General features: G+C 60.0%; 21 protein-coding genes. 8 read left to right on the top strand and 13 right to left on the bottom strand.

What is annotated here, in order from left to right; genetic code table 11:
- Positions 1–277 precede the first annotated feature (277 nt).
- From QWI20_RS00005 to QWI20_RS00030, 6 genes are all read right to left on the bottom strand, one after another.
- Positions 278–1,015 carry an SDR family oxidoreductase gene (locus QWI20_RS00005; protein WP_369303566.1) on the bottom strand — a complete coding sequence of 246 codons (738 nt, stop codon included), beginning with the start codon at positions 1,013–1,015 and terminating at the stop codon, positions 278–280.
- A gap of 2 nt (positions 1,016–1,017) precedes the next feature.
- Entirely contained in the window at positions 1,018–2,550 is a 1,533-nt protein-coding gene (locus tag QWI20_RS00010; RefSeq protein WP_369303567.1) for an FGGY-family carbohydrate kinase, read from the bottom strand.
- Positions 2,551–2,699: 149 nt separating this feature from the next.
- A complete protein-coding gene (locus tag QWI20_RS00015; protein ID WP_369303568.1) occupies positions 2,700–3,788 on the bottom strand; it encodes an alcohol dehydrogenase catalytic domain-containing protein in 1,089 nt (362 codons plus the stop codon).
- 170 nt (positions 3,789–3,958) lie between these two features.
- Complete coding sequence (locus QWI20_RS00020) at positions 3,959–4,918, bottom strand: ABC transporter permease (protein ID WP_074888538.1); 960 nt, start codon at positions 4,916–4,918, stop codon at positions 3,959–3,961.
- A gap of 4 nt (positions 4,919–4,922) precedes the next feature.
- Positions 4,923–6,434 carry a sugar ABC transporter ATP-binding protein gene (locus QWI20_RS00025; RefSeq protein ID WP_369303569.1) on the bottom strand — a complete coding sequence of 504 codons (1,512 nt, stop codon included), beginning with the start codon at positions 6,432–6,434 and terminating at the stop codon, positions 4,923–4,925.
- Positions 6,435–6,529: 95 nt separating this feature from the next.
- A complete protein-coding gene (locus QWI20_RS00030) occupies positions 6,530–7,477 on the bottom strand; it encodes a substrate-binding domain-containing protein (protein ID WP_369303570.1) in 948 nt (315 codons plus the stop codon).
- A gap of 284 nt (positions 7,478–7,761) precedes the next feature.
- Here QWI20_RS00030 and QWI20_RS00035 point away from each other — a divergent pair, with 284 nt between their 5' ends.
- The 8 genes from QWI20_RS00035 (at position 7,762) to QWI20_RS00070 (ending at position 15,474) form a co-directional block, all read left to right on the top strand.
- On the top strand, positions 7,762–8,586 hold the full coding sequence (locus QWI20_RS00035; protein WP_369303571.1) for an NAD-dependent epimerase/dehydratase family protein: 825 nt from the start codon (positions 7,762–7,764) through the stop codon (positions 8,584–8,586).
- Between the two features lie 66 nt (positions 8,587–8,652).
- Complete coding sequence (locus QWI20_RS00040; protein WP_369303572.1) at positions 8,653–9,540, top strand: SMP-30/gluconolactonase/LRE family protein; 888 nt, start codon at positions 8,653–8,655, stop codon at positions 9,538–9,540.
- Between the two features lie 369 nt (positions 9,541–9,909).
- Positions 9,910–10,671, top strand: coding sequence for a hypothetical protein (locus QWI20_RS00045; RefSeq protein ID WP_369303574.1), 762 nt, complete (start codon positions 9,910–9,912; stop codon positions 10,669–10,671).
- 164 nt (positions 10,672–10,835) lie between these two features.
- Positions 10,836–11,747, top strand: a complete 912-nt coding sequence (locus QWI20_RS00050; RefSeq protein WP_369303575.1) for a TauD/TfdA dioxygenase family protein — start codon at positions 10,836–10,838, stop codon at positions 11,745–11,747.
- A gap of 34 nt (positions 11,748–11,781) precedes the next feature.
- Positions 11,782–12,897, top strand: a complete 1,116-nt coding sequence (locus tag QWI20_RS00055) for an ABC transporter substrate-binding protein (protein ID WP_369303576.1) — start codon at positions 11,782–11,784, stop codon at positions 12,895–12,897.
- 4 nt (positions 12,898–12,901) lie between these two features.
- The gene (locus QWI20_RS00060) at positions 12,902–13,810 is read left to right on the top strand and encodes an ABC transporter permease (RefSeq protein ID WP_369303577.1); all 909 of its coding nucleotides are present in this window, start codon (positions 12,902–12,904) and stop codon (positions 13,808–13,810) included.
- A complete protein-coding gene (locus tag QWI20_RS00065) occupies positions 13,807–14,595 on the top strand; it encodes an ABC transporter permease (protein WP_369303578.1) in 789 nt (262 codons plus the stop codon). The genes QWI20_RS00060 and QWI20_RS00065 overlap by 4 nt, the downstream gene beginning before the upstream one ends.
- Positions 14,596–14,658: 63 nt before the next feature.
- Positions 14,659–15,474 carry an ABC transporter ATP-binding protein gene (locus QWI20_RS00070; protein ID WP_369303580.1) on the top strand — a complete coding sequence of 272 codons (816 nt, stop codon included), beginning with the start codon at positions 14,659–14,661 and terminating at the stop codon, positions 15,472–15,474.
- A 39-nt stretch (positions 15,475–15,513) separates the two neighbouring features.
- Here the strand turns inward: QWI20_RS00070 and QWI20_RS00075 are convergent, their stop codons facing one another.
- From QWI20_RS00075 to rbfA, 7 genes are all read right to left on the bottom strand, one after another.
- Entirely contained in the window at positions 15,514–16,473 is a 960-nt protein-coding gene (locus QWI20_RS00075) for a diguanylate cyclase (protein ID WP_369303581.1), read from the bottom strand.
- 3 nt (positions 16,474–16,476) lie between these two features.
- Positions 16,477–17,478 (bottom strand): response regulator, encoded by a 1,002-nt coding sequence (locus tag QWI20_RS00080; protein WP_369303582.1) that lies wholly within the window; start codon positions 17,476–17,478, stop codon positions 16,477–16,479.
- Between the two features lie 457 nt (positions 17,479–17,935).
- Entirely contained in the window at positions 17,936–18,286 is a 351-nt protein-coding gene (locus QWI20_RS00085) for a BON domain-containing protein (protein WP_065987597.1), read from the bottom strand.
- 294 nt (positions 18,287–18,580) lie between these two features.
- Complete coding sequence (gene pnp, locus QWI20_RS00090) at positions 18,581–20,686, bottom strand: polyribonucleotide nucleotidyltransferase (RefSeq protein ID WP_369303583.1); 2,106 nt, start codon at positions 20,684–20,686, stop codon at positions 18,581–18,583.
- Between the two features lie 172 nt (positions 20,687–20,858).
- Complete coding sequence (rpsO, locus tag QWI20_RS00095) at positions 20,859–21,128, bottom strand: 30S ribosomal protein S15 (protein ID WP_037015114.1); 270 nt, start codon at positions 21,126–21,128, stop codon at positions 20,859–20,861.
- 151 nt (positions 21,129–21,279) lie between these two features.
- Entirely contained in the window at positions 21,280–22,197 is a 918-nt protein-coding gene (truB, locus tag QWI20_RS00100) for a tRNA pseudouridine(55) synthase TruB (RefSeq protein ID WP_133776826.1), read from the bottom strand.
- A gap of 3 nt (positions 22,198–22,200) precedes the next feature.
- Positions 22,201–22,602 carry a 30S ribosome-binding factor RbfA gene (rbfA, locus tag QWI20_RS00105; RefSeq protein ID WP_065987600.1) on the bottom strand — a complete coding sequence of 134 codons (402 nt, stop codon included), beginning with the start codon at positions 22,600–22,602 and terminating at the stop codon, positions 22,201–22,203.
- Positions 22,603–22,727 lie beyond the last annotated feature (125 nt).

Raw genomic sequence — 22,727 nt, forward strand, 5'->3', positions numbered from 1 at the left:
AAGCTCGCTCCCACAATTCATCGGCCGGCAGATACACCTGCGTTGTGATCTGGCCAACCGATTCCGGACGCGCTTGATGAAAGCCAATCGCCCTGCCGCCGCGCTATAGCAAAGCAAACGGTACTCATGTGGGAGTGAGCTTGCTCACGAGGAAGGCAATGCAAGCGATGGAGATTTAGCGCATTCACCGACGCCTTCGCGAGCAAGGTGGAGCGCCACCCCGGTCGCTACCACAGAGGTCTCATATACCTGACACGTCTGTAGCGGATACAGTCCTTCAACGGCTCGTGTAACCCCCATCGATCGGCAATGACACGCCAGTGACCATCGACGCCGCGCTGCTCAACAGGAACAGGATTGGCGCCGCGACTTCTGCGGTTTCGGCGAAGCGGCCGAGGGGAATCGCCGCCAGCGCCGGGTCGCGTTTGCTTGGCTCGCCCCAGGCCATCTGCGCCATGGGTGTCAGCGTTACGGTGGGGTTCACGCTGTTGACGCGAATCCCGTAACGGCCCCATTCGCCGCACTGCACACGGGTCATGGCATCCATCGCGCCCTTTGACGCGCAATAGCTCAGGTGATTGTCCAGCGCCACCAACGAGGCCTGGCTCGACACATTGACGATGCTCCCCGCGACGCCCTCGGCGATCATCATCTTCGCCACCGCCCCCGCGATCATCGCCGCCGCCCGCACGTTGACCGCCATGACCTGATCGAACGCCGCAGCGCTCACCTGGGTCGCGGATTCCAGTATGGAAATCCCCGCGCAGTTGACCAGGCCGTGCATCACTGGCAAGTCCGCCAGCACTGCGGCCAATGACGGCGGATCGGCCACGTCCACGCGCAAGACCTGACAGCCTTGTCCTGCCAGTTTTTCCAGAGCCGATGCATCGCGGCCCAGGGCATACACCTCGGCGCCGCTGGCCAGCAACTGCTGCGCGACCTCCCAGCCGATGCCGCTGCTGGCGCCGGTGACCAAAATCCGCTGGCCGCTGAAATCAAATTGAGCCGTGTTCACAGTCACGCTCCCTGCAAGCGATGCATGATCGGTTTCAGCGCCGGGTACAGCGCCACGTAATCGGCGAACAGTCGTGAATACAGCGCGACGTTCTCGGCCTGAGGCTCGGCCCGGCGCTCCAGTTGCACCCAGCCTTTGTGGACCTGCGCCTCATCCACCAATCCAACAGCGTGGGCCGCCAGCAAGGCTGCACCGAGCGCCGCCTCGACCTCCTGAACGATGGTGTAGACCGGAAAGTTGGTGACGTCGGCGATGATTTGCATCCACAGGTCCGAGTGGCTGGCACCGCCGACCACGATCAGCCGAGGGTCCAGGGACTGCGCGCCTTTGGTGCCCGCTTCGATGTTGTGCCGAAGCGCGAACGTAACGCCTTCGAGCACCGCGCGATACAGATGGATTCGGCTGTGATAGAGGCTCAGGCCGACAAAACTGCCGCTGGCTTTAGCGTCCCACACCGGGCTGCGCTCGCCCATCAGGTACGGCTGGAACAGTACGCCGTCGCTGCCGGCCGGGATCTTCATCGCCGCACGTTCGAGAATGACGTGACTGTCTTCGCCGCTCTCACTCCCTTGCTGTTCTTCGGCCTGACAGAACTGCTCGCGAAACCAGCTGACCGAGGCGCCGGCGGTGATCGCGCCGCCGAAGATGTAGAGGTCTTTGGCGCCATTGAAGACGTGGGGGAAACTGACCAGACCGTGGCGGGCATCCACCCGCTGATTGAGGTAGCCCCAGCACATGCTGGTTCCGATCATGGCCACATGGTTGCCGGCTTGGGTGACGCCCGCGGCGAAGGTCGCCATGGCGGCATCGACACCGCCACCGAGCAGCGGAATGTCAGGGGTAAGCCCAAGGCGATCGGCCCATTCGGGCAAGAGGCCGCCGACCACATCACCGGAGTGAACCAGCCGCTCGGGCATCATCGACGCCGGGATGCCCAGCGCGTCGAGCATCTCTGCCGACCAGCCCCGCGCCTCGACGTCATAAACACCGCCGATGTTGCCGGCAGAGCTGTGGTCCACCGCGACCTCGCCGGTCAGGCAGTAATTGATGTAGCTGTTGGGCGGCAACAGGTAGCGGGTGTCGGCCCAAACCTGCGGTTGTTTGTCCTTGAGCCAAAGCATTTTGGTGAAGCCGTAATAACTGTCCACCGAATTGCCGGTGATCGCATACAGCCGCTCAAGATTGACGTGCTGGTTGACCCACTCGACCTGCGCTTCGGCGCGGCGGTCCATCCAGATCAGGCACGGGTACAAGGGTTTGATCTGTACATCGACCGCAATGCCGGAGCCGCCGTACAGGCTGCTGACACACAGAGCTTTGACGCTCTCCCTCGGCAACGCGCTCTTGCGCATGCAGGCGGCGACACAGATTTCCACGGCGTCGAGCCAGACCTGCGGCCATTGCTCGGCCCAGCGCGGTTTGGGGGTGTCGACCTTATAACTGTGGCTGTGCTGCGCGACGATCCGACCTTGGCCATCGACCAGCAATGCCTTGGTGCTTTGGGTGCCGATGTCGACACCAATGACGTAATCCATCTGGGTGCGCTCTCTTGTTATTGGTTTACCTGAGGCGTGCCACGGTTCCCTGTAGGAGCAATCGGAGGTTACGACGGTCGCGAAAGCGTTGTGTCAGGTAAACCGCATCGCGACCGTCGTAACCTCCGATGGCTCCTACAGAGACAGGGTTATCCGTTGACGGGCTTGAGCAGCACCTTGATCGACTTGGTCGAGTCCGCCAGGGCAAACGCTTCGGCGTAGTCGTCCAGACCGAAGTCGTGGGTGACGATGCCTTTTGACGTCACCAACCCGCGCTCGAACAGGTCGATGGCAATCGGGTAGCAATACGGGCCCAGGTGAGCGCCACGTACGTCGAGTTCCTTGCGATCGCCGATGATTGACCAGTCAGCGCTGGTCTCGGCGCCAAACACGCTGAACTCCACGAAGCGGCCCAGCTTGCGGATCAGATCAAGGCCCTGAGTGACGCCGATCGGCACGCCCGTGGTTTCGATATAAACGTCGCAGCCGTAGCCGTCAGTGAGCCCGTTGATGATCTCTTTCGCATTGTCGCGGCTCGGGTTGATCACCACGTCGGCGCCGAATTTTTTCGCCAATTCCAGGCGCTCGTCGACCATGTCGATGACCACCAGTTTCTTCGGCGTTTTCAGCGCAGCCACTTGCACCATGCACAGGCCCAGCGTGCCGGCGCCGGCGATCACCAGCACGTCATCGAGCTGAACATCACCACGGTTGACGGTATGAATCGAGCAGGCCATCGGCTCGATCAACGCCGAATCTTCCAGCGACACCGACTCGGGGATGTGATGCACGATGGCGGTTTTCGGGATGCGCATGTACTGCGCCATGCCACCCTCGGCGACGTCCTTCTGGAAGCCGAAAATGTTGTGCACTTCGCACATCCAGTACTTGCCCGATTTGCAGAACTTGCACTTCTCGCACGGCACGATCTGCTCGGCGATGACCTTGTCACCGACCTTCACACCGAAGTGCTCTTCAGCGCCCTCGCCCACCGAATCGACGTAGCCGAAGAACTCGTGGCCCGGCACGACGGGGGCCTTGACCCACGGGCTCTCGCCGCCCCAGAACATCGCCGCACCCGAATGGCATTTGCAGTCACTGGCGCAGATCCCGCAGGCACCGATGCGAATCACCAATTCATTGGCCCGCGCAACGGGCTTGCTGATCTGCTCCAGACGGTAGTCTTTCGGCGCATGGCAGACGACGGCTTGCATGGTATTTGTAGTGTTTTGTTCCATGTCGGTTCACCTGTTTTGATGTTTGGATGACGGCTGAGATAGCCGATATCGTTTCAAATTCATGAGTGACTGGACCGGCCCTATCGCGAGCAAGCTCACTCCTACAATGACCTCGTCGCCCTGTAGGAGTGAGCTTGCTCCCGATGAGGCCAAATCAGTCACCACCAAAATTATTTATGCCGCTGCCGACTGATGAAAATCGCCAGCAAAATGATTCCGCCCTTGATCACGCTCTGCACATACGGAGAGACGCCCAGCATGTTCAGGCCGTTGTTCAGCACGCCCAACAGCATCGCGCCCACCAGCGTGCCGATGATCACGCCGCGCCCGCCGGCAATCGACGCACCGCCCAGCACCACCGCCGCAATGGCGTCCAGCTCGAAGCCGACGCCGGCGTTCGGTTGCCCGCTCATCAGCCGCGACGACAACACCAGCCCGGCAATCGCCGCCGTCAGCCCGCTGATCGAGTACACCAGCAGCTTGAACCGCGAGGCGCGCACGCCGGACAGCCGCACGGCTTCTTCATTGCCGCCGATGGCATAAATGTAGCGGCCAACGCGCGTGTGCTGCAGCAGCACCCAGGCGAAGAAGTACGTCGCCAGCATGATCAGGATAGGCACTTGAATGCCGAACAGCGTGCCGCGCCCGAACCAGGCGAACCAGTCCGGCATCCCCGCAATCGGGTAACCGTCGGTGTACATCAGGCCCAACCCGCGCGCGATGCCCATGGTCGCCAGCGTGACGATGATCGGCGGCATTTTCAGGTACGCCACGAAGATGCCGTTGCCCACACCGAAGCCCACGCCAATCAGCAAACCGATGAGGATCGCAATCGGCGCCGGGACGCCTGCCACCATCAGCCCGGTGGTCAGCGTGCCGGACAAGGCCATCACCGGACCGACCGACAAATCGATGCCGCCGGTAAGGATCACGCAGGTCATGCCGACCGCGATGATCGCGTTGATCGACACCTGGCGGGCAATGTTTTCCAGGTTCGCGCCGGTGAGAAACTTGTCGCTGGCGAAGATCATGAAGACCGTCACCACCACCAGACCGACGAAGGGGTAAAACGCTGGAGAACGAATCAATCGAGCGAAGTTGAGCTGCATCCGGTTGGGCTGCGCGGTCATGGGTTTAATGGAGGTGTTCACTGTTCAGGCTCCCGGTGGCGTGGCGCATCACTTCCTGCGGATTGATGGCCGAAGCCTCCAGCACGTTGACGATAGCGCCCTTGTTGAAAACGGCCACGCGGTCGCACATACCGATGATTTCCGGCAGTTCCGAAGAGATCATGATGATCGCGAAGCCTTGTTCGGTGAGTGTGCGCATCAGGGTGTAGATCTCCGCCTTCGCGCCGACGTCGATGCCTCGGGTCGGCTCGTCGAAGATCAGGATGTCGCAGTGGTGATTGATCCAGCGCGCGATGACCACCTTCTGCTGATTGCCGCCGCTGAGATTAATCACCCGGCTTTCACAACTGGGCGCCTTGATCGACAGCTGCTTCATCAGCTGAGAGGTGGTGGTGTCTTCCTTGTGCCGATCAAGCAGGTACGCCGCGCCTTCGTACTTGCCCAGGTTGTTCAGGGAGATGTTCTCGCGAATGCTGAAATCCACGATCAGCCCTTCGCTCTTGCGGCTCTCCGGCAACAGGCCGATGCCACTGGCCAGCGCTTGTGCCGGATCATTAAGGTGCGCCGGCTGACCCCGCAGCAGCACATCCTTGCTGACTACCGGCAACGCGCCGATCACGCCCAGCGCCAGTTCCGTGCGCCCGGACCCCACCAGCCCGGCAAAGCCGAGAATCTCGCCCTTGTGCAGATTGAAACTGTTGTGCGGGCCGTTGCGGGTGAGCTGGATGTCACGCACTTGCAGCACCACTTCGCCCCGGGCGCGGGACTGCTTGGGCGGAAAGCTCGCTTCCAGACGCCGCCCCACCATCATCTCCACCAGCGTGTCGATGTCGCTGTTGGCGACGGTCAGGGCGCCGACGTTGGCGCCATCGCGCAGCACGCTGATGCGGTCGCAGACCTGAAAGATTTCTTCCAGATGGTGGGAGATGAAGATCACCGCCACCCCCTGGCTTTTCAGCTCGCGCATGATGTCGAACAGCAGCTCGGCCTCGGACGGCGTCAGGGTCGCAGTCGGCTCGTCGAGAATCAGCAAGCGTGCTTCAAGGGCCAGCGCCTTGGCGATCTCGACAAACTGCTGCTCGGCCACGCTCAAGTGCTGCACCGAACAATCCAGATTGATCTTCACGCCGAGGCGGTCGAACAGCGCGATGGCTTTCTCGCGCATCTCGCCTTTTCGCAGCAAGCCGAAACCGTTGACGATCTCGTGACCGAGGAAAATATTCTCCACGGCATTGAGATAGGGGATCAGGCTGAACTCTTGAAAAACGATACCGATGCCGGCCGCAATGGCTTCGTTATAGGTCGCGAAATGTTGCTCGGCGCCATCGATGAGAATGCTGCCTTTGTCCTGATGCTCGACGCCCGCGAGGATCTTCATCAGGGTCGATTTGCCCGCGCCGTTTTCGCCGAGCAGCGCGTGAATTTCGCCGCGCTCGACCTGCAGGCTGATCGACTTGAGCGCCTGCACGCCGGGGTAGCTTTTACAGATGTTTTCCAATTGCAGAAGGCAGCTCATGGTCACCTCGTCGCAGCACAACATCGCTGCGCAACTCACATCAATCCGTGGCGCCCGCCTGGGCAAAAAGCCCCAGGCGAGCGGCGCCACGCCCGTTACCAGGTGAAGGTTTTCGCCTTCGCCTGATCCACCAGCAGGATGTCGACCGGAATGATCGGCGGGACTTGTGAGCCCCACTTCCTGGCGAGCGCCAGCCCGAGGGCCAGACGCACCTGGTCGCGAGGGTACTGAGCAGAAGTGGCGATGAACTTGCTGTTGGGCTTCTGGATTTCTTTGATGGCTTCGGGCGCGCCGTCGACGCTGGTCAGCTTGACGTCCATGCCGCTGGATTCGATGGCAGCCAGGGCGCCGAGCGAACCGTTGTCGTTGACGCTGAACAGGCCTTTGAGATTGGGCTGCGCCTGCAGCATGTTTTCAGTCACGGTCAGCGCTTGATCACGCTCCTGCTTGCCGTTCTGAATGCTGACGATCTTGATGTCTTTGTACTTGCCCAGGGCTTCCTTGCAGCCGCGCACGCGCTCAAGAATCGGCACCACCGCGATGCCGTCGAGAATTCCGACGTCGCCCTTCTCGCCGATATTCTTGGCCAGGTAATCGCAAGCCTGCACGCCAGCGTCGAAGTTCTTCGAGCCGACGAACGAGTCCAGCGGGCCATTGGCTTGAGCGTCGACGGCAACCACGACCACGCCTTTGTCGTGGGCCTGTTTGACGGCGGACTGAACACCGACCGAGTCGGTCGGGTTGATGATCAGGATATCGATGCCTTTCTGCAGCATGTCTTCGATGTCGCTGATCTGCTTGGACACGTCATGGCGCGCGTCAGTGACCAGCAGCGTTGCACCGATGCTGGCAGTGGCGTCCTGAAGGGCGTCCTTCATGGTCACGAAGTAGGGGTTGTTGATCTCTTGAAACGAAGCACCGATTTTCAGCGGACCGCTCTTGGCGGCGTCGGCGGCTTGAACGTTGACGGCGCTGCCGCAGGCGACAGCCACAGTGAGGGAACAGAGAGCGGCGGAAAAGCCCTTCTTGAGGCGAGTTGTCATAGCGAAAAATCCCGTTGTTTTTATTGTTAAAGCGGAAATGTCATCGTTAACATTTTTGAAATTAGCAGAGAAACGGGGGGTTCGCAATATCCGCCAGCGACCATTGGTAAGCCCGTGACGAGTACCGTTCGGGGAGTACCCGGGACTGGCCCGGCGAGGACGACGCCGTGGGATTGAACCTTCGTCGCGTTGACAAAATTTGCGGGCCCTGTCGATAATCCCGCATACGTCATACGACAACCGATGACACCATAAAAACAACATCAGAATCAGGGCTTCCCACGATGACTGAATTCAACGCCCAGGCCCCGCTCAACCGCATTTTGCTGACGGGCGCCGCTGGCGGCCTCGGTAAAGTCCTGCGTGAAAGCCTGCGTCCATTTGCCAAGATCCTGCGTCTTTCCGATATCGCCGACATAGCACCGGCCGCCGGCCCCCACGAAGAAATCCAGATCTGCGACCTGGCCGACAAAAAAGCGGTTCACCAGTTGGTCGAAGGCGTTGACGCCATCGTTCACTTTGGCGGCGTCTCGGTCGAGCGGTCCTTCGAAGAAATCCTCGGCCCGAACATCTGTGGCATCTTCCACATCTACGAAGCGGCGCGCCGGCAGGGTGTGAAGCGAGTGATCTTCGCCAGCTCCAACCACGTCATCGGTTTCTACCGTCAGGATGAAGTCATCGACGCCAGCGCCATGCGTCGGCCGGACAGCTACTACGGCCTGTCGAAATCCTACGGTGAAGACATGGCCAGCTTCTATTTCGATCGCTACGGCATCGAGACCGTCAGCATCCGCATCGGCTCCTCATTCCCTGAAGCACAGAACCGCCGCATGCTTTCCAGCTGGTTGAGCTACGACGACCTGACCCAGCTGATCGAGCGCGGGCTGTTCACCCCGAACGTCGGCCACACGATCGTTTACGGCGCGTCGGACAACAGCAAGGTCTGGTGGGATAACCGCCTGGCCAATCACTTGGGCTATCAGCCAAAAGACAACTCCGAACAATTTCGCGCCAAGGTCGAAGCGCAGCCGATGCCGGCATCCGACGACCCCGCCATGGTTTACCAGGGCGGTGCGTTCGTGAAGTCCGGGCCGTTTGGCGACGAGTAAGGATCGACGACGACCAGGCCGACTGCGGGGTCGGCCTTCCATCGTAAAAATCTGGGAATGACCGTCATGGACGCAGAGCTGATTCTCGATGCACGCAACGCCACGGGTGAATCGCCGGTCTGGAGCGCCCGGGAACAGGCACTCTACTGGGTCGACATTCCGGCCCGTCGCCTCCATCGCTGGAGCCCGCAAGACGGTCGCACCACACACTGGGAAGCACCGGAAATGCTCGCCTGCATCGCTCGCTACGAAGATGGCAGCTGGCTGGCCGGCATGGAAAGCGGCCTGTTCCGCCTTCATCCTCAGGACGATGGTACCGTCACCACGCAACTGCTCAGCGGCGTCAAACACGCCAGCGACAACATGCGCTTCAACGACGGTCGCTGCGATCGCCAGGGCCGTTTCTGGGCCGGCACCATGTTCATGGACATGGCAAAAGCGTCGCCGGTGGGTTCGCTGTATCGCTACAGCGCCGGCCAGGCCGAGCCGCTGACTGCGCAACTCACCGACATGATCGTGCCCAACGGCCTGGGGTTCAGCCCGGACGGCCGCATCATGTACCTCTCCGATTCTCACCCTTGCGTGCAGAAAATCTGGGCGTTCGATTACGACGTCGATACCGGCATACCGCGCAACCGCCGACTGTTCGTCGACATGAATCACCACGCCGGCCGCCCCGATGGCGCAGCAGTCGACGCCGATGGCTGCTACTGGATCTGCGGCAACGATGAAGGCGTGATCCACCGTTTCACCCCCAAGGGCAAGCTGGATCGCTCGCTCAAGGTGCCGGTGAAAAAGCCCGCCATGTGCGCCTTCGGCGGTTCGGGTCTGGACACCCTGTACGTCACCTCGATACGCCCCGGCGGCGACATCAGCGACCAGCCGCTGGCCGGTGGCGTGTTCGCGTTAAACCCTGGCGTCCAGGGCCTCGAAGAACCCCTGTTCAAGGGCTGAGCCACACATTCGGCCCCGCTCTGCCGCTCAACCGGTCTGGAGATCGTCGAGCGAGTAAAACGGACTGCCATCCAGATAACCGCCACGTGGTTTAAGATCGCAAAGGGGTCATGACATATCTCGCGACACAATAACGTTACACTCAGCACCCCTCTGCTTAGGGGATCTTGCGTCGATCTGTTTCATAAATGGACGATAAAGTGAGCTTTTCCCGCGAAAATAAACATTTGGAAATATTCTTTCCGTGCACATGGATAAAGTTGTGCTAGCTGCTAGGCTCTGGCCTCGCCCGGCTGAAACGGTACATCTCAAGCAGTAGGTCCGATGGGCTTCTCCGTTCCTCGGTCTACGTTATGAGGTTGCCGCCAGATGCCCTACACCACTTTGTCGGAAGCGCAGGTTCAGAGCTTGATCAAGGCCATCGACAGCGACGGATACGCTGTCTTGCCCGGCTGGGCCAGCCCTTCCCAACTCGAAGCACTGCAAGCGCTGGTCGCCCGGACGGTTGCCGACTGCGGCAACGATTACGTCGCACTCTCGGGCCGACAGGCCGTGCAAGGAACGCCGCTTCATGAATGGGGCACGTCGCGGGATTTCATCGATTTATGCCGGCGCATTGTGGCGGGCGTCACCGGTGAGCGCTCAAGCGAGAATGGCATGACCCAGACGTTACGCTGCCTGACCGGCAGCGGCGGTCGTCGCGAATCGTTGATCTTCCACTACGACTCGTTTGTGCTGACCACCATCCTGCCGGTCTGCATGCCCACCAGCGGCGAACGCGGCGACCTGCTGATGCTGCCGAACCGTCGGCCGATCCGCCGCAGCTACTTCGCCAACCTGCTGGACAAGGTGCGAGTGGACAACAGCTGGGTGCAGCGCCGTCTCAGGAGCAAAGTCGCCAGGGATGAAAAGGCGTTCACCCGCATCGCCATGCAACCCGGCCACCTGTACCTGTTCTGGGGCTATCGCTCGCTGCACACCAACATGCCCGTGGCCGAAGACGCCCTGCGTGCCACGGCGGTGTTTCACTATCACAACGTCCACGGCAGCAGCTCGCTGGCCAGCCGGCTGCGAAAATCCCTCGGCACCTGGAGGGGGCAGGGTCTGCAGGAGGATGCACCGCAGATGTGAGGTGATCCACTGGCGCAGGAATCTCTTGGGCTTATGACCTTCAGCCCATGACATTAACCTCACGCATAACTTTCCTTCTATATTTATGCCAAATTGTGATTAGCGGAGCGCCGATTTATATCCTTATGATCTGAGCCACAACAGCTCAGATCGAGGTTACGGACATGGCGATTCAGATCAAACCCGTTGCGGGGAAAATCGGTGCCGAGGTGAGCGGCGTCAAACTCTCCGCCGATGTCTGCGCGCAGGATTTCGATTTCATCAACCAGGCGCTGCTCACGCACAAGGTGCTGTTCTTCCGTGAGCAGTTTCTCAACGACGAGCAGCACGAAGGCTTCTCCCGCCGTTTCGGCGATCAGGTCCCTCACCCCACCGTACGTTCCGCTGAGAAAAGCAGTGCCATCCTGCATCTGGACGCGAAGGAAACTCGCGCCAACTCCTGGCACACCGACGTCACCTTCGTCGCCAACTACCCGAAGATCTCGATCCTGCGCGGGGTGGTCATCCCGCCCTACGGCGGCGACACGGTATGGGCCAACACGGCAGCCGCCTACGCTGACCTTCCCGACAGCCTGAAAACCCTGGCCGACGGCCTGCGCGCACTGCACACCAATGTCTATGACTATGCGGCGCCCCGAGACACCGGCGAAGCGGGCGTAAAACGCTACCGCGACCAGTTCACCGCCGAAGTCTACGAAACCGAACACCCACTGGTGCGCGTGCACCCTGAAACCGGCGAGCGCAGCCTGCTGCTCGGCCACTTCGTCAAACAAATTCAGGGCGTCAGCAGTAATGACTCGAAACAGCTGATTCGCCTGTTCCACGATCGCATCACCCATCTGGACAACACCGTGCGCTGGCGCTGGAACGAAGGCGACGTGGTGATCTGGGACAACCGCGCCACCCAACACATTGCCGTCAACGACTACGGCCAGGCCGAGCGCGTGGTGCGTCGTACCACTGTGGCGGGCGACATTCCGGTCGGCGTCGACGGACGCGCCAGTCAGGCCATCAAACCCACACCCGAAACCCTCTCGCCCAAAACAGAAGCCGACAAGAAACATCTGGCTGCCTGATTGCGCGTCACTCACTGTCCAAGGAAGAACCGTCATGGCAAACGCCAAGCGAACATCTCTATTCAGCAAAACAAGCGTAGCTACCGCACTGGCGGCGCTGCTGATGATGCCCTTGGCAAAGGCCGACGTTCTGCGCATTGGCGTAGCCAGCGCCGGTGGCGGTGATCCGGTCACATTCAGCGGCTCGCCGTTGGGCATCGTGCGCAACCAGCAGCTCCTCGAAAAAGCCTTCGCCGGCACCGACACCGAAGTGCAGTGGTTCTTCTTCAAGGGCGCCGGGCCGGCCGTCAACGAAGCGCTGTCCAATCAGCAACTGGACTTCGCTTACGAAGGCGACTTGCCCGCAGTAGTCGGCCGTTCCAATGGCCTGGACACCAAATTGCTTGCGGCCATCGGCGTGCGCTCGAATGTGTATCTGGCCGTGCCGAAAGGCTCCGATATCAAGACCGTCGAAGACCTCAAGGGCAAGAAGGTCGCGGTATTCCGCGGCACCAACGGCCATCTGGTTTCGATCAAATTGCTCGCCGATCACGGCATGACCGAGCGCGACCTGAAAGTGATCAATCTGGACAGCGGCAGCAGCCAGGCCGCGCTGGCGTCCAAAGGGGTCGACGCCGCATTCGGCGGCCGCGAGCTGTTCAAGCTGCGCGATCAGGGGCTGGTCGACATCATCTTCGACAACCCCAACAACAACGTGCGCTACACCCGCCAGTGCGCCCTGGTGGTCCGTGGCGATTACGAAAAACAGCACGCCGACAGCGTGCAAAAAGTCGTCAACGTACTCGTCGATGCCGCGCGATGGGAATCCGAAGCCGGCAACCGCGACGCCGTGTTCAACGAGTGGGCGAAGACCAATGAACCGCTGGCCTCGCTGCAGGCTGACTTCAATCGACTGGATTTGCGCGACAGCGCGTCACCGCTGGTGGATGAATTCCTGCGCGACCGTTATCAAGCCGTCGCCGATCAGGCCAAGGACGAGAAAATGATCCGTCGGCCAGTGAGCGTCGTCGGCTGGTTCGACACCCGCTATCTGGACAACGCGCTGAAAACCAAAGGCCTCGAGCACTACTGGACCGTCTACGGCGCAGACGGCAAAGCCGCGAACACAGCGACGGCGTCTTCGGAAAAACCCGTCAACAACGGAGGCTGATGCCATGGCCCGAGCCACCGCTGAAGCGCTTGATCGGCAGCACATCCCGGCGAAAACCCTGGCGCCGGTCAAGCACCTGCCCCGCCCACCGTCGCGTGCCCCTCGCCGCGTGCCGGTTGTCAAAACCGCCACGGCCTGGCGAACCCGCGCTGCCAACGTCGCGCTGGCCTGGCTGCTGCCCGTCGCGCTGCTGGGGCTGTGGTACCTCGGCACTGAACGCGACTGGTTGTCGGAGCAAGTGCTGCCGCCGCCCGCATTCGTTTACCAGACGCTGGGCGATCTGGTCAGCAGCGGCGACTTATGGCTGAACGCTTCCGCCAGCCTGCAGCGCGTGCTGGTGGGCTTTCTGATGGGCTCGGCGCTGGGCATCACCCTGGGACTGGCGATGGGTTTGTCGAAAACCGTCGAAGATTACCTGCTGCCGACCTTCAACGCGCTGGTGCAGATTCCGGTACTGGGCTGGATGCCGTTTGCGCTCTTGCTTTTCGGCATCGGCGAGCCGCTGAAATACGTGCTGATTGCCCACGCCGCGCTGGTCCCGGTGACGCTGTGTACGCTGCAAGCCTTCCATGAAGTGCCCAAGCGCTTGCTGGAGGTGGGCCGCGCGTACGGGTTCAGCCAACGCCAGATCGTTACCGATATCGTCCTGCCCTCCGCCGTTGCGCCGATCTTCACCGGCCTGCGCCTGGGCTTCACCAAGGCCTGGCTGTCGCTGGTGGTGGTTGAGCTGTTGGCGTCCAGCGAAGGCCTGGGCTACCTGATTGCCTACGGTCGGCAGTTGTTCCAGCTGGACCTGGTCATGGCCGCCGTGGTGGTGGTCGGCACGATTGGTCTGCTGATTGATCGCGGGTTCGAGTTCGTCGAGCGGCGCCTCAACCGAGGCCGTCCGAGCAAGACCGGGAGACTGGCATGAGCATACTGACAATCCCGCAAGCCGCCCAGACCCACCGCTATCGAGGGTGGGTCGTGCCGATCGTGGCGGTCGCCATGTGGTGGCTGGCGTCGAGTCAGGGCTGGAGCACCTCCGGCTTGTTGGTCTCGCCGCAAAAGGTCGCGGTCACCGCCTGGGAGCAAGTGACGTCCGCGCAGTTCTGGCGCGCGATTTCCGCCAGCCTTGCGCGCGACGTGAGCGGCTTCTTCATCGGCACCACATTGGGCCTGGTGCTCGGTTGTCTGCTGGGGTTTTCACGGCTGTTCGAGCGTCTGGCGGGCCCGAGTTTCAACACCTTCAAACAGATCTCGTTGTTCGCCTGGATCCCGCTGATCTCAGTGTGGTTCGGGCTGGGCGACGTCGCCAAAGTGGTGTTTCTGTCACTTGCCGCACTGGTGCCAGTGGTGGTCAACACGTGCGACGGCTTGCGCAGCGTCTCCCCCGCGCTGCTGGAAGTCGCGAAGGTCTACGGCTTCACCCGCTGGCAGACCATCATCGGCGTCATGCTGCCGGCAGCACTGCCTTCGATTTTCACCGGCATCTACCTGGCGCTGGTCTATTCGTGGCTGGCGACCATCGGCGCGGAATACCTGCTGGTGTCAGGCAGCGGCATCGGCAACACACTGATCGATGGCAGCGAGCACTTCATGATGGACCTCGTGCTGTTCGGCATGATCGTCATCGGGCTGGTCGGTTGGGGGCTTAACGTCCTGGCGCGCCTTCTTGAACGGCGCCTGCAACGGCTGTACGGCATCGCCCCGCGCTGAAGCCATCGTTAAGCCTCTATCGAATCTCTCGCTTCGCTAAACCGAATTTCTGAAGGAAAAGCCATGCCCGCCACTCAACTGCTTACCGCACAGCCCGTCGCCCGGGCCATCTCCCCATCGCAGGGCAATGGCCTGCGTCTGGAAAACATCAGCAAGCGCTTCGCCAGCACAGGAGCCGACAGCCAGCTGCAGGTGCTGGATAACGTCCAGCTGGACATCGCGCCGGGGGAGTTCATCACCATCGTCGGCGCCAGTGGTTGTGGCAAATCAACCCTGCTCAGACTGATCCTCGGCCTGGACGAAGAATTTGACGGCCGCATCCTGCTGGACGACAAGCCGATCAGGGGCACGGGCCTGGAGCGCGGCATCGTGTTTCAGGATCACCGGCTTTTCCCGTGGCTCACGGTTGAGCAGAACGTCGCGGTCGGCCTGAAGAACGCACCGCTGAGTGCGGCGCAGAAAAATGAGACCGTGCGCGAACACATTCAGCTGGTGGGTCTGCAGGATTTCACCGGGTCGTACCCGCACCAGATTTCCGGCGGGATGGCGCAACGGGTGGCGATCGCTCGAGGGCTGGTCAATCGGCCCAGCGTGCTGTTGCTCGACGAACCCTTCGGCGCGCTGGATGCGCTGACCCGTACGCGATTGCAGCGTGAGTTGCAGCACATCTGGCAGCAGGAAAAGATCACTATGGTCCATGTCACCCATGATGTGGATGAAGCGGTTTATCTCGGTGATCGGGTGGTGGTGATGCAACCGCATCCGGGGCGCATCCGGCGTATCGTCGACGTGGACCTGCCACGGCCGCGCAATCGCAGCGACGCGCGGTTTATCGAGCTGCGGGATGACGTGCTCAGCGATTTCGCGGAGTTGTCCTAGCGGGTGAAGACGGCCTTGGATGCAGACGTTATCCGGGCGTCAATCCGACGTATCCACCGACACCCGATTGCGCCCGTTCTTCTTGGACTCGTACAGCGCCTGGTCCGCGCGCTCGATCAGCATCTTGTAGTCGTCCATGGGCGAGGTCATGTCCGCTACGCCCAGGCTGATCGTGCAATGAATCGCTTCGCCTTCCTGCATGACGTCCAGCGCCTCGACGGCGGCGCGCAGACGCTCGGCGAACATGGCGCCGCCCTGCTTGTCCGTATCGGGCAGCAGCACCGCGAACTCTTCGCCGCCGTAACGACCCGCGATGTCAGCGTCGCGGATGTGCTCACGCACCACGTCCGCCACCCGCTGAATCACCCGATCGCCGCATTGATGCCCATAGGTATCGTTGACGCGTTTGAAGTGGTCGATGTCGAACATCACCAGTGACGCTGTGGTGCCGTAACGCACATGCCGTGCATGCTCCAGACGCAATGCTTCTTCCCAGTGGCCGCGGTTGTACAGGCTGGTCAGGCGGTCGGTGCTCGACAGCTTCTGCAGCTCCCGGTTGGCCGCCTGCAATTGCAGGCGGTTCGTCGCCACATCGGTGACGTCGTAGATCACCAGGCACACATGGGTCACCACCCCGGTCGTCGAGCGCAGCGGATACATGGTGGTGTTCTGGTACATGAACTCTTCTTGCCCGGTGATGGGCTGATAGCTCTTGAAGCGAACCAGAAACGGGCGCTGCTCCCAGATCGTGAACGCTGGCGTGCCAAGGGTAATCACGCTGTCGATCTTGTTTTTCAGCCAGCGTTCGTTGATCTCCGAGAACAGCGAAAAGAACGAGCGGGTCGCCGCTTCGTACGACAGTATCCCGGAACGGTTCTCCATGAAGGTGTTCCAGACCTGCACGCGGTATTCCTGATCCAGCACCACCACGCCGACGTCGATGTTCTGCGTCACGGTGAGCAGCCAGTGCAATTCCTTGAAATCGATACGATCGTTCATGAATCAGCTCATTATATGGGCGAGTTTCCGCGACAGCAGCTCGACCGAATCCTCGGTGAACAACATCAACAGATCGAAATGGATGTTATGACCTTCCAGGCTGTAACTGATCTCCACAGCCAGCGTCTTCTTCCAGCGCCGCTCGTTGAGACGGATCAGCTCTTCAATGCCGCTGTGCAAACCCAGCACTTGGGGGTGGCTTTGGGAAAACGCGATGTCGAGCTGCTCTGCAATGCCGCTCAGACAAGCGCCGATCAGGATGGAAGACAGGTCCAGCAACATCTCCATGTCGGAGTAGTCGGCGTCATCGATCTTCATCAGCTGCGCCATGTCGGCGATTTCCGAATCATGGAACAACAACAGCGCCTCGCCGGCGATGCCACCACCAATGTAGCCCTGACACACCGCCGTGAGCCGGTCGTTGGCCTGGGCATCGGCCAGCGCCATGTGCAACTCGCCCACTTCCAGCATGTTGACGTTGGGCACCGGCAGTTGCACGAATACGCCCAACACCCGCGCCAGCAAGGCGGCCGCGCTGCCCATTGCGACGTTGACGGTCTCGCGAAATGCGTCGTTAAAACTGATGTCCGCCTGGTCGAGACCGGATGCCGGGGCCTGCGATTGATTGGCGCCCTCCCCCAACAGGCCCAGCCGCTGGAGGGTTTCCTGCAACTGATCCGGATCGGCCGGTTTTTTCAGAAACGCCAGTGCGCCCAGTTCGAGGGTACGGCGCACCGCCTCCTCCTGAACGTCGCCGGAGACGACAATGACGCTGGCCTGCAGGCTTTCCGCGCGGATGGCGGCCAGTGTCTGATAGCCGTCCATGTCCGGCATCGTCAGATCCAGCAGCACCACGCGGCCCAGACCCTGGCGAATCGCCTCGATCCCCTCACGGCCGTTGGTGGCCGTGGTCACTGAAACATCCCACTCGGGCGGCAGGGCCTTAATAAGCTGCTTCCGCGCCATGTTGGAGTCGTCGCAAATCAGCAAGGGAATCGTGGGCATCTACTTCTCACAGCAAAAAAGTTTCAGGCGTGGCCCGGTGTAAGGCAGCGTGACAAAGGTGAGCAAAGATTCATGCCAGACTGTAGCTGATGACACGTGATCAAAGCGTCAAGCGTGTGGGTAGATTCTCTACCCACTCAACAATGGGCTGCTTGGTATGCAATTAATGTGCACAGCTGCTCCGGTTCATTTCGGATGGACTGAGCAAATCCTTCCATTTGGATATCAAGAAGGGCAGCAGAGTAAAGCGGCGGGTGTGGCGAGAATATGTCAAACGCCCTGGCGCTGGTGAGACAGCGAGGAGGATGGGCTGAAATCAGGGCATAAAAAAGCCCCGACGCGGGCGTCAGGGCTTTTGATAACCACGTCCGTGTGGTCTTTCGCATGAACCTTGAATCAGTCTGCTAACGACTTTCACACTGCCAGCCGGTTGTTCTATAGGTTCTGCTGAGTGGAATTACTCAGCTTTCAGGCCGTCAGCCGAAACAGCTTTCACGCCTTTGATTTTTTTGGTGATCGCTACAGCAGTGGTTTTCTGTGCATCAGTGATAGCAACAGTCGACGACAGGGAAACCACGCCTTTGTTGGTCTCAACCTTGATGTCGGAGCCCGGAATGCCCTTCTCGGTCAGCAGATCAGATTTGACCTTGGTGGTGATCCAAGTGTCAGAAGTAGCTTCTTTGGTTTTGGCAACTTCGTTTGCAGCTACAGTCATTGGAGCTTGAGCAGAGGTCTGAGCCATGGCTACGTTGGCCATAGTCAGAGTCAGAGCAGTGGCGGTAGCAGCAGCAATAGCGAACTTCTTCATACGGGTAACTCCTGTTTTTCTCAGAATCTGCGCCAATCTGATTGGCTGCAGGGTTACCTATATATCGCAAGCGGTGTGCCAACCTTTTGTTTGACAAAGACTCCTTATAAATCAATGAGTTATTTTTTCATGGATCCACGGACGTCGTGCAGATTGCCCGCTTTGGGAAAGTTCCGCTTGCAAGATGCATGTTCTGACCAGCTGCCAAGCGTAGGTTTCCTTTCTAAGCCATTAATTGCATTCAAAAAAAAGAGCCCCTAAGGGCTCTTTTTTGATCAGCTGCGGCAGAGCGGGTTAAACCCCCGACGCCTTGGCAGCTGCTACATCTTTGATCGACAGCTTGATGCGACCGCGATTGTCCACGTCCAGCACCAGAACTTCGACTTCCTGACCTTCTTTCAAGATGTCGGTGACTTTCTCTACGCGAGCGTCGCTCAACATGGAGATGTGCACCAGACCGTCTTTGCCCGGCAGGATGTTAACGAACGCGCCGAAGTCAACGATGCGCTCAACCTTACCGATGTAGATCTTGCCGATCTCGGCTTCAGCGGTGATACCCAGAACGCGCTGACGTGCAGCTTCAGCAGCTTCCTTGGTTTCGCCAAAGATCTTGATCGAGCCGTCGTCTTCGATGTCGATCGACGCTTTGGTCTCTTCGCAGATGGCACGGATGGTCGCGCCGCCTTTGCCGATGACGTCACGGATCTTGTCGGTGTCAATCTTCATCGCGATCATGGTCGGCGCGTTTTCCGACAGCTCGGTGCGCGACTGACCAATGATGGTGTTCATCTGGCCCAAAATGTTCAGACGCGCTTCCAGCGCCTGACCCAAAGCAATCTCCATGATCTCTTCGGTGATGCCCTTGATCTTGATGTCCATCTGCAGCGCGGTGACGCCTTTGGCGGTACCGGCTACTTTGAAGTCCATGTCGCCCAAGTGATCTTCGTCACCCAGGATGTCGGTCAGGATGGCAAACTTCTCGCCTTCTTTAACCAGACCCATGGCAATACCGGCAACCGGCGCCTTCATTGGAACACCAGCGTCCATCAGGGCCAGCGAAGCGCCACAGACCGAAGCCATGGAGCTGGAGCCGTTGGACTCGGTGATTTCCGATACGACACGGATGGTGTACGGGAACACGTCGGCAGCAGGCAGCATGGCCTGAACCGAACGGCGGGCCAGACGACCGTGACCGATTTCACGACGACCTGCGCCACCCATGCGACCACACTCGCCCACCGAGAACGGAGGGAAGTTGTAGTGCAGCATGAACGGGTCTTTTTTCTCGCCTTCGAGGGTGTCGAGCAGCTGAGCGTCACGCGCGGTACCCAGGGTGGCCACGACCAGCGCTTGAGTTTCGCCACGAGTGAACAGTGCCGAACCGTGAGTCTTCGGCAGAACGCCGACTTCGATGTTCAACGGACGAACAGTCTTGGTGTCGCGACCGTCGATACGCGGCTTGCCGTTGACGATGTTTTCGCGAACGGTGCGGTATTCGATTTCGCCGAACGCCGCTTTGACTTCGCTGGCGGACGGGCTGCCGTCTTCAACAGCGAGCCTGGCAACAACCTGATCCTTCAGCTCAGCCAGGCGAGCGTAGCGATCGGCCTTGACGGTGATGGTGTAGGCCTCGGAGATCGCTGCGCCGAACTCGGAGCGGATAGCGCCCAGCAGTTCAGTGGCTTCAGCTTTAGGCGCCCAGTTCCAGGTTGGCTTGGCAGCTTCGGCGGCCAGCTCTTTGACGGCCTTGATGACCGACTGGAATTCGTCGTGGGCGAACAGCACGGCGCCCAGCATCTGGTCTTCGGTCAGTTCTTTGGCTTCCGACTCAACCATCAGTACCGCTTCTTCGGTACCGGCAACGACCATGTCCAGGCTCGATGCTTTCAGTTGCTCGTAAGTCGGGTTCAGCAGGTAGCCGGTGCTTTCATGGAACGCAACGCGAGCAGCGCCGATCGGGCCGTCGAACGGAATGCCGGAGATGGCCAGGGCAGCCGAGGTACCGATCATCGCAGCGACGTCCGGATCGGTTTTCTTGCTGGTAGAGACGACGGTGCAGACAACCTGCACCTCGTTCATGAAGCCTTCTGGAAACAGTGGGCGGATCGGACGGTCGATCAAACGCGAGGTCAGTGTTTCTTTTTCGGAAGGACGGCCTTCACGCTTGAAGAAACCACCAGGGATCTTGCCAGCGGCGTAGGTCTTTTCCTGGTAGTGAACGGAAAGAGGGAAAAAGCCTTTGCTTGCGTCTGCATGCTTGGCGCCGACCACAGTCACGAGAACGGTGACGTCGTCGTCAACGGTGACCAATACAGCACCAGAGGCTTGACGGGCAATACGGCCAGTCTCGAGGGTTACGGTCGATTGACCGAATTGAAATTTCTTGATTACCGGGTTCACGGTTTCCTACCTTCTTTGTGGCTCTTGGGGAACTGGTTTCTTGCGAATTCTTGGGCAGCGAGGGGAATCGGACCCTTCGGCAGTCCAGATACAACTAGAGGCTGGGAGCCCGCCAGCCCACTGGTAAAACCAGCGGAACATGACGACCAACCAACCTCTATCCGAGTCGTTATTAGCGACGCAGACCCAGACGACCGATCAGGGCGCTGTAACGGCTAACGTCCTTACCTTTCAGGTAATCCAGCAGCTTGCGACGCTGGTTTACCATACGGATCAGACCACGACGGGAGTGGTGATCCTTACCGTTGGCCTTGAAGTGGCCTTGCAGTTTGTTGATGTTGGCGGTCAGCAGTGCAACTTGCACTTCTGGCGAACCAGTATCACCAACAGCTTGCTGGTAGTCGGTTACGATCTGAGCTTTATCTTCAACGCTGAGTGCCATGTGGGCATTCCTTTTATCAAGAAACCGCTCCGGGGAGACGGTTTCAACAGGCCGAGAGCTGACTCTCGTATTTAAATGTGAGGAGTGACCATGCCTGTTAACAGCCACCCTCGTACCGCCGTGGCAGGAAACCCTGCCGCGACGGGTCCGGTCACTCTGACCGAATCAGTCGACGCGGCGCAATGCGCCCGTCTTCACTCACTTCACCGATCCCGATGAAGCGTCCTTCATGATCCTGCACCCGCACCATGCCGAACTTCGGCGCGTCGGGGGCTCTCACTGGCTGACCATGCAGCCAGTAAAACGAACTGTGTTCTGAAAACTGCAGCAGCGGCCAATCCAGCAACCCGCTGTCCGATGGCATCAGGAAGCGATCGACCGCTTCATTCCCACCTTCGGCATGCACCGCTTCCAGCTCCTCCAGCGTTACCGTCTGGGCCAGCGTGAAAGGACCGGCCTGGGTACGACGCAGCTGAGCAACGTAAGCACCGCAGCCCAACTTTTCACCGATATCTTCCACGAGGGTACGAATATAGGTGCCTTTTGTGCAGTCAACCGCCAAACGAGCGGTCTCACCTTCGCACGCCAATAATTCCAGGCGCGCAATAGTAACAGAACGCGGTTCACGCTCCACCACTTCCCCAGCCCGGGCCAGCTTGTACAACGGCTGACCATCCCGCTTGAGGGCGGAGTACATAGGCGGTATCTGACTGATATTCCCGCGAAATGCCGGAAGCACCGCCTCGATATCCGAGCGACCAACGGTCACAGGCCGCGTCTGCAGGACCTCACCCTCGGCATCGGCCGTGGTAGTGGTCTTGCCAAGCTGCATCAGGGTTTCATAACCCTTGTCGGAATCGAGCAGGTACTGGGAAAACTTGGTCGCTTCACCGAAGCACAACGGCAGAACGCCGGTGGCCAGCGGATCCAGACTGCCCGTATGCCCTGCTTTTTCTGCGTTGAGCAACCAGCGCACTTTTTGCAGCGCGGCGTTGGATGTGAACCCCAGCGGCTTGTCGAGCAGAATGATCCCGCTGACGTTACGGCGAATACGCTTGACCTGAGCCACGCCTTATTCCTCCGGACCGTCTTGCTTAGGTGCGGTTTGGTGCTGACCATCTTCAGCCACTGCCCGCTCGATCAATGCCGACAAATGCGCGCCACGGGCAACGCTTTCGTCGTAATGGAAATGCAGTTGAGGCACGCTGCGCAGCTTCATCTCACGGGCCAGCTGCATACGCAGAAATCCTGCAGCAGCATTGAGCACCTTGATGGACTGTGCGATTTCTTCGGCGCTGTCCTGCCCCATCACGGTCATGAAGATTTTCGCGTGGCCGACGTCACGGCTGACGTCAACGGCGGTGATGGTGACCAGCCCCACGCGGGGGTCCTTGATTTCACGACGGATCAGCTGTGCCAGCTCGCGCTGCATCTGATCGCCGATACGTTGGGTACGGCTGTATTCTTTTGCCATGTCTTGTTACCTGTCACTGCTGACCCATGGCAAAAGCCATGTGGTCTGAAAGCGGCAAACGCCCGGCCTGGCGAGAGCCGGACCGGGCGTTGCGTTTAGAGTCCATGACCGACGCCTGGCATTTT

This window comes from Pseudomonas sp. W2-17, assembly GCF_041060445.1.
In the GTDB taxonomy this organism is placed as follows: domain Bacteria; phylum Pseudomonadota; class Gammaproteobacteria; order Pseudomonadales; family Pseudomonadaceae; genus Aquipseudomonas.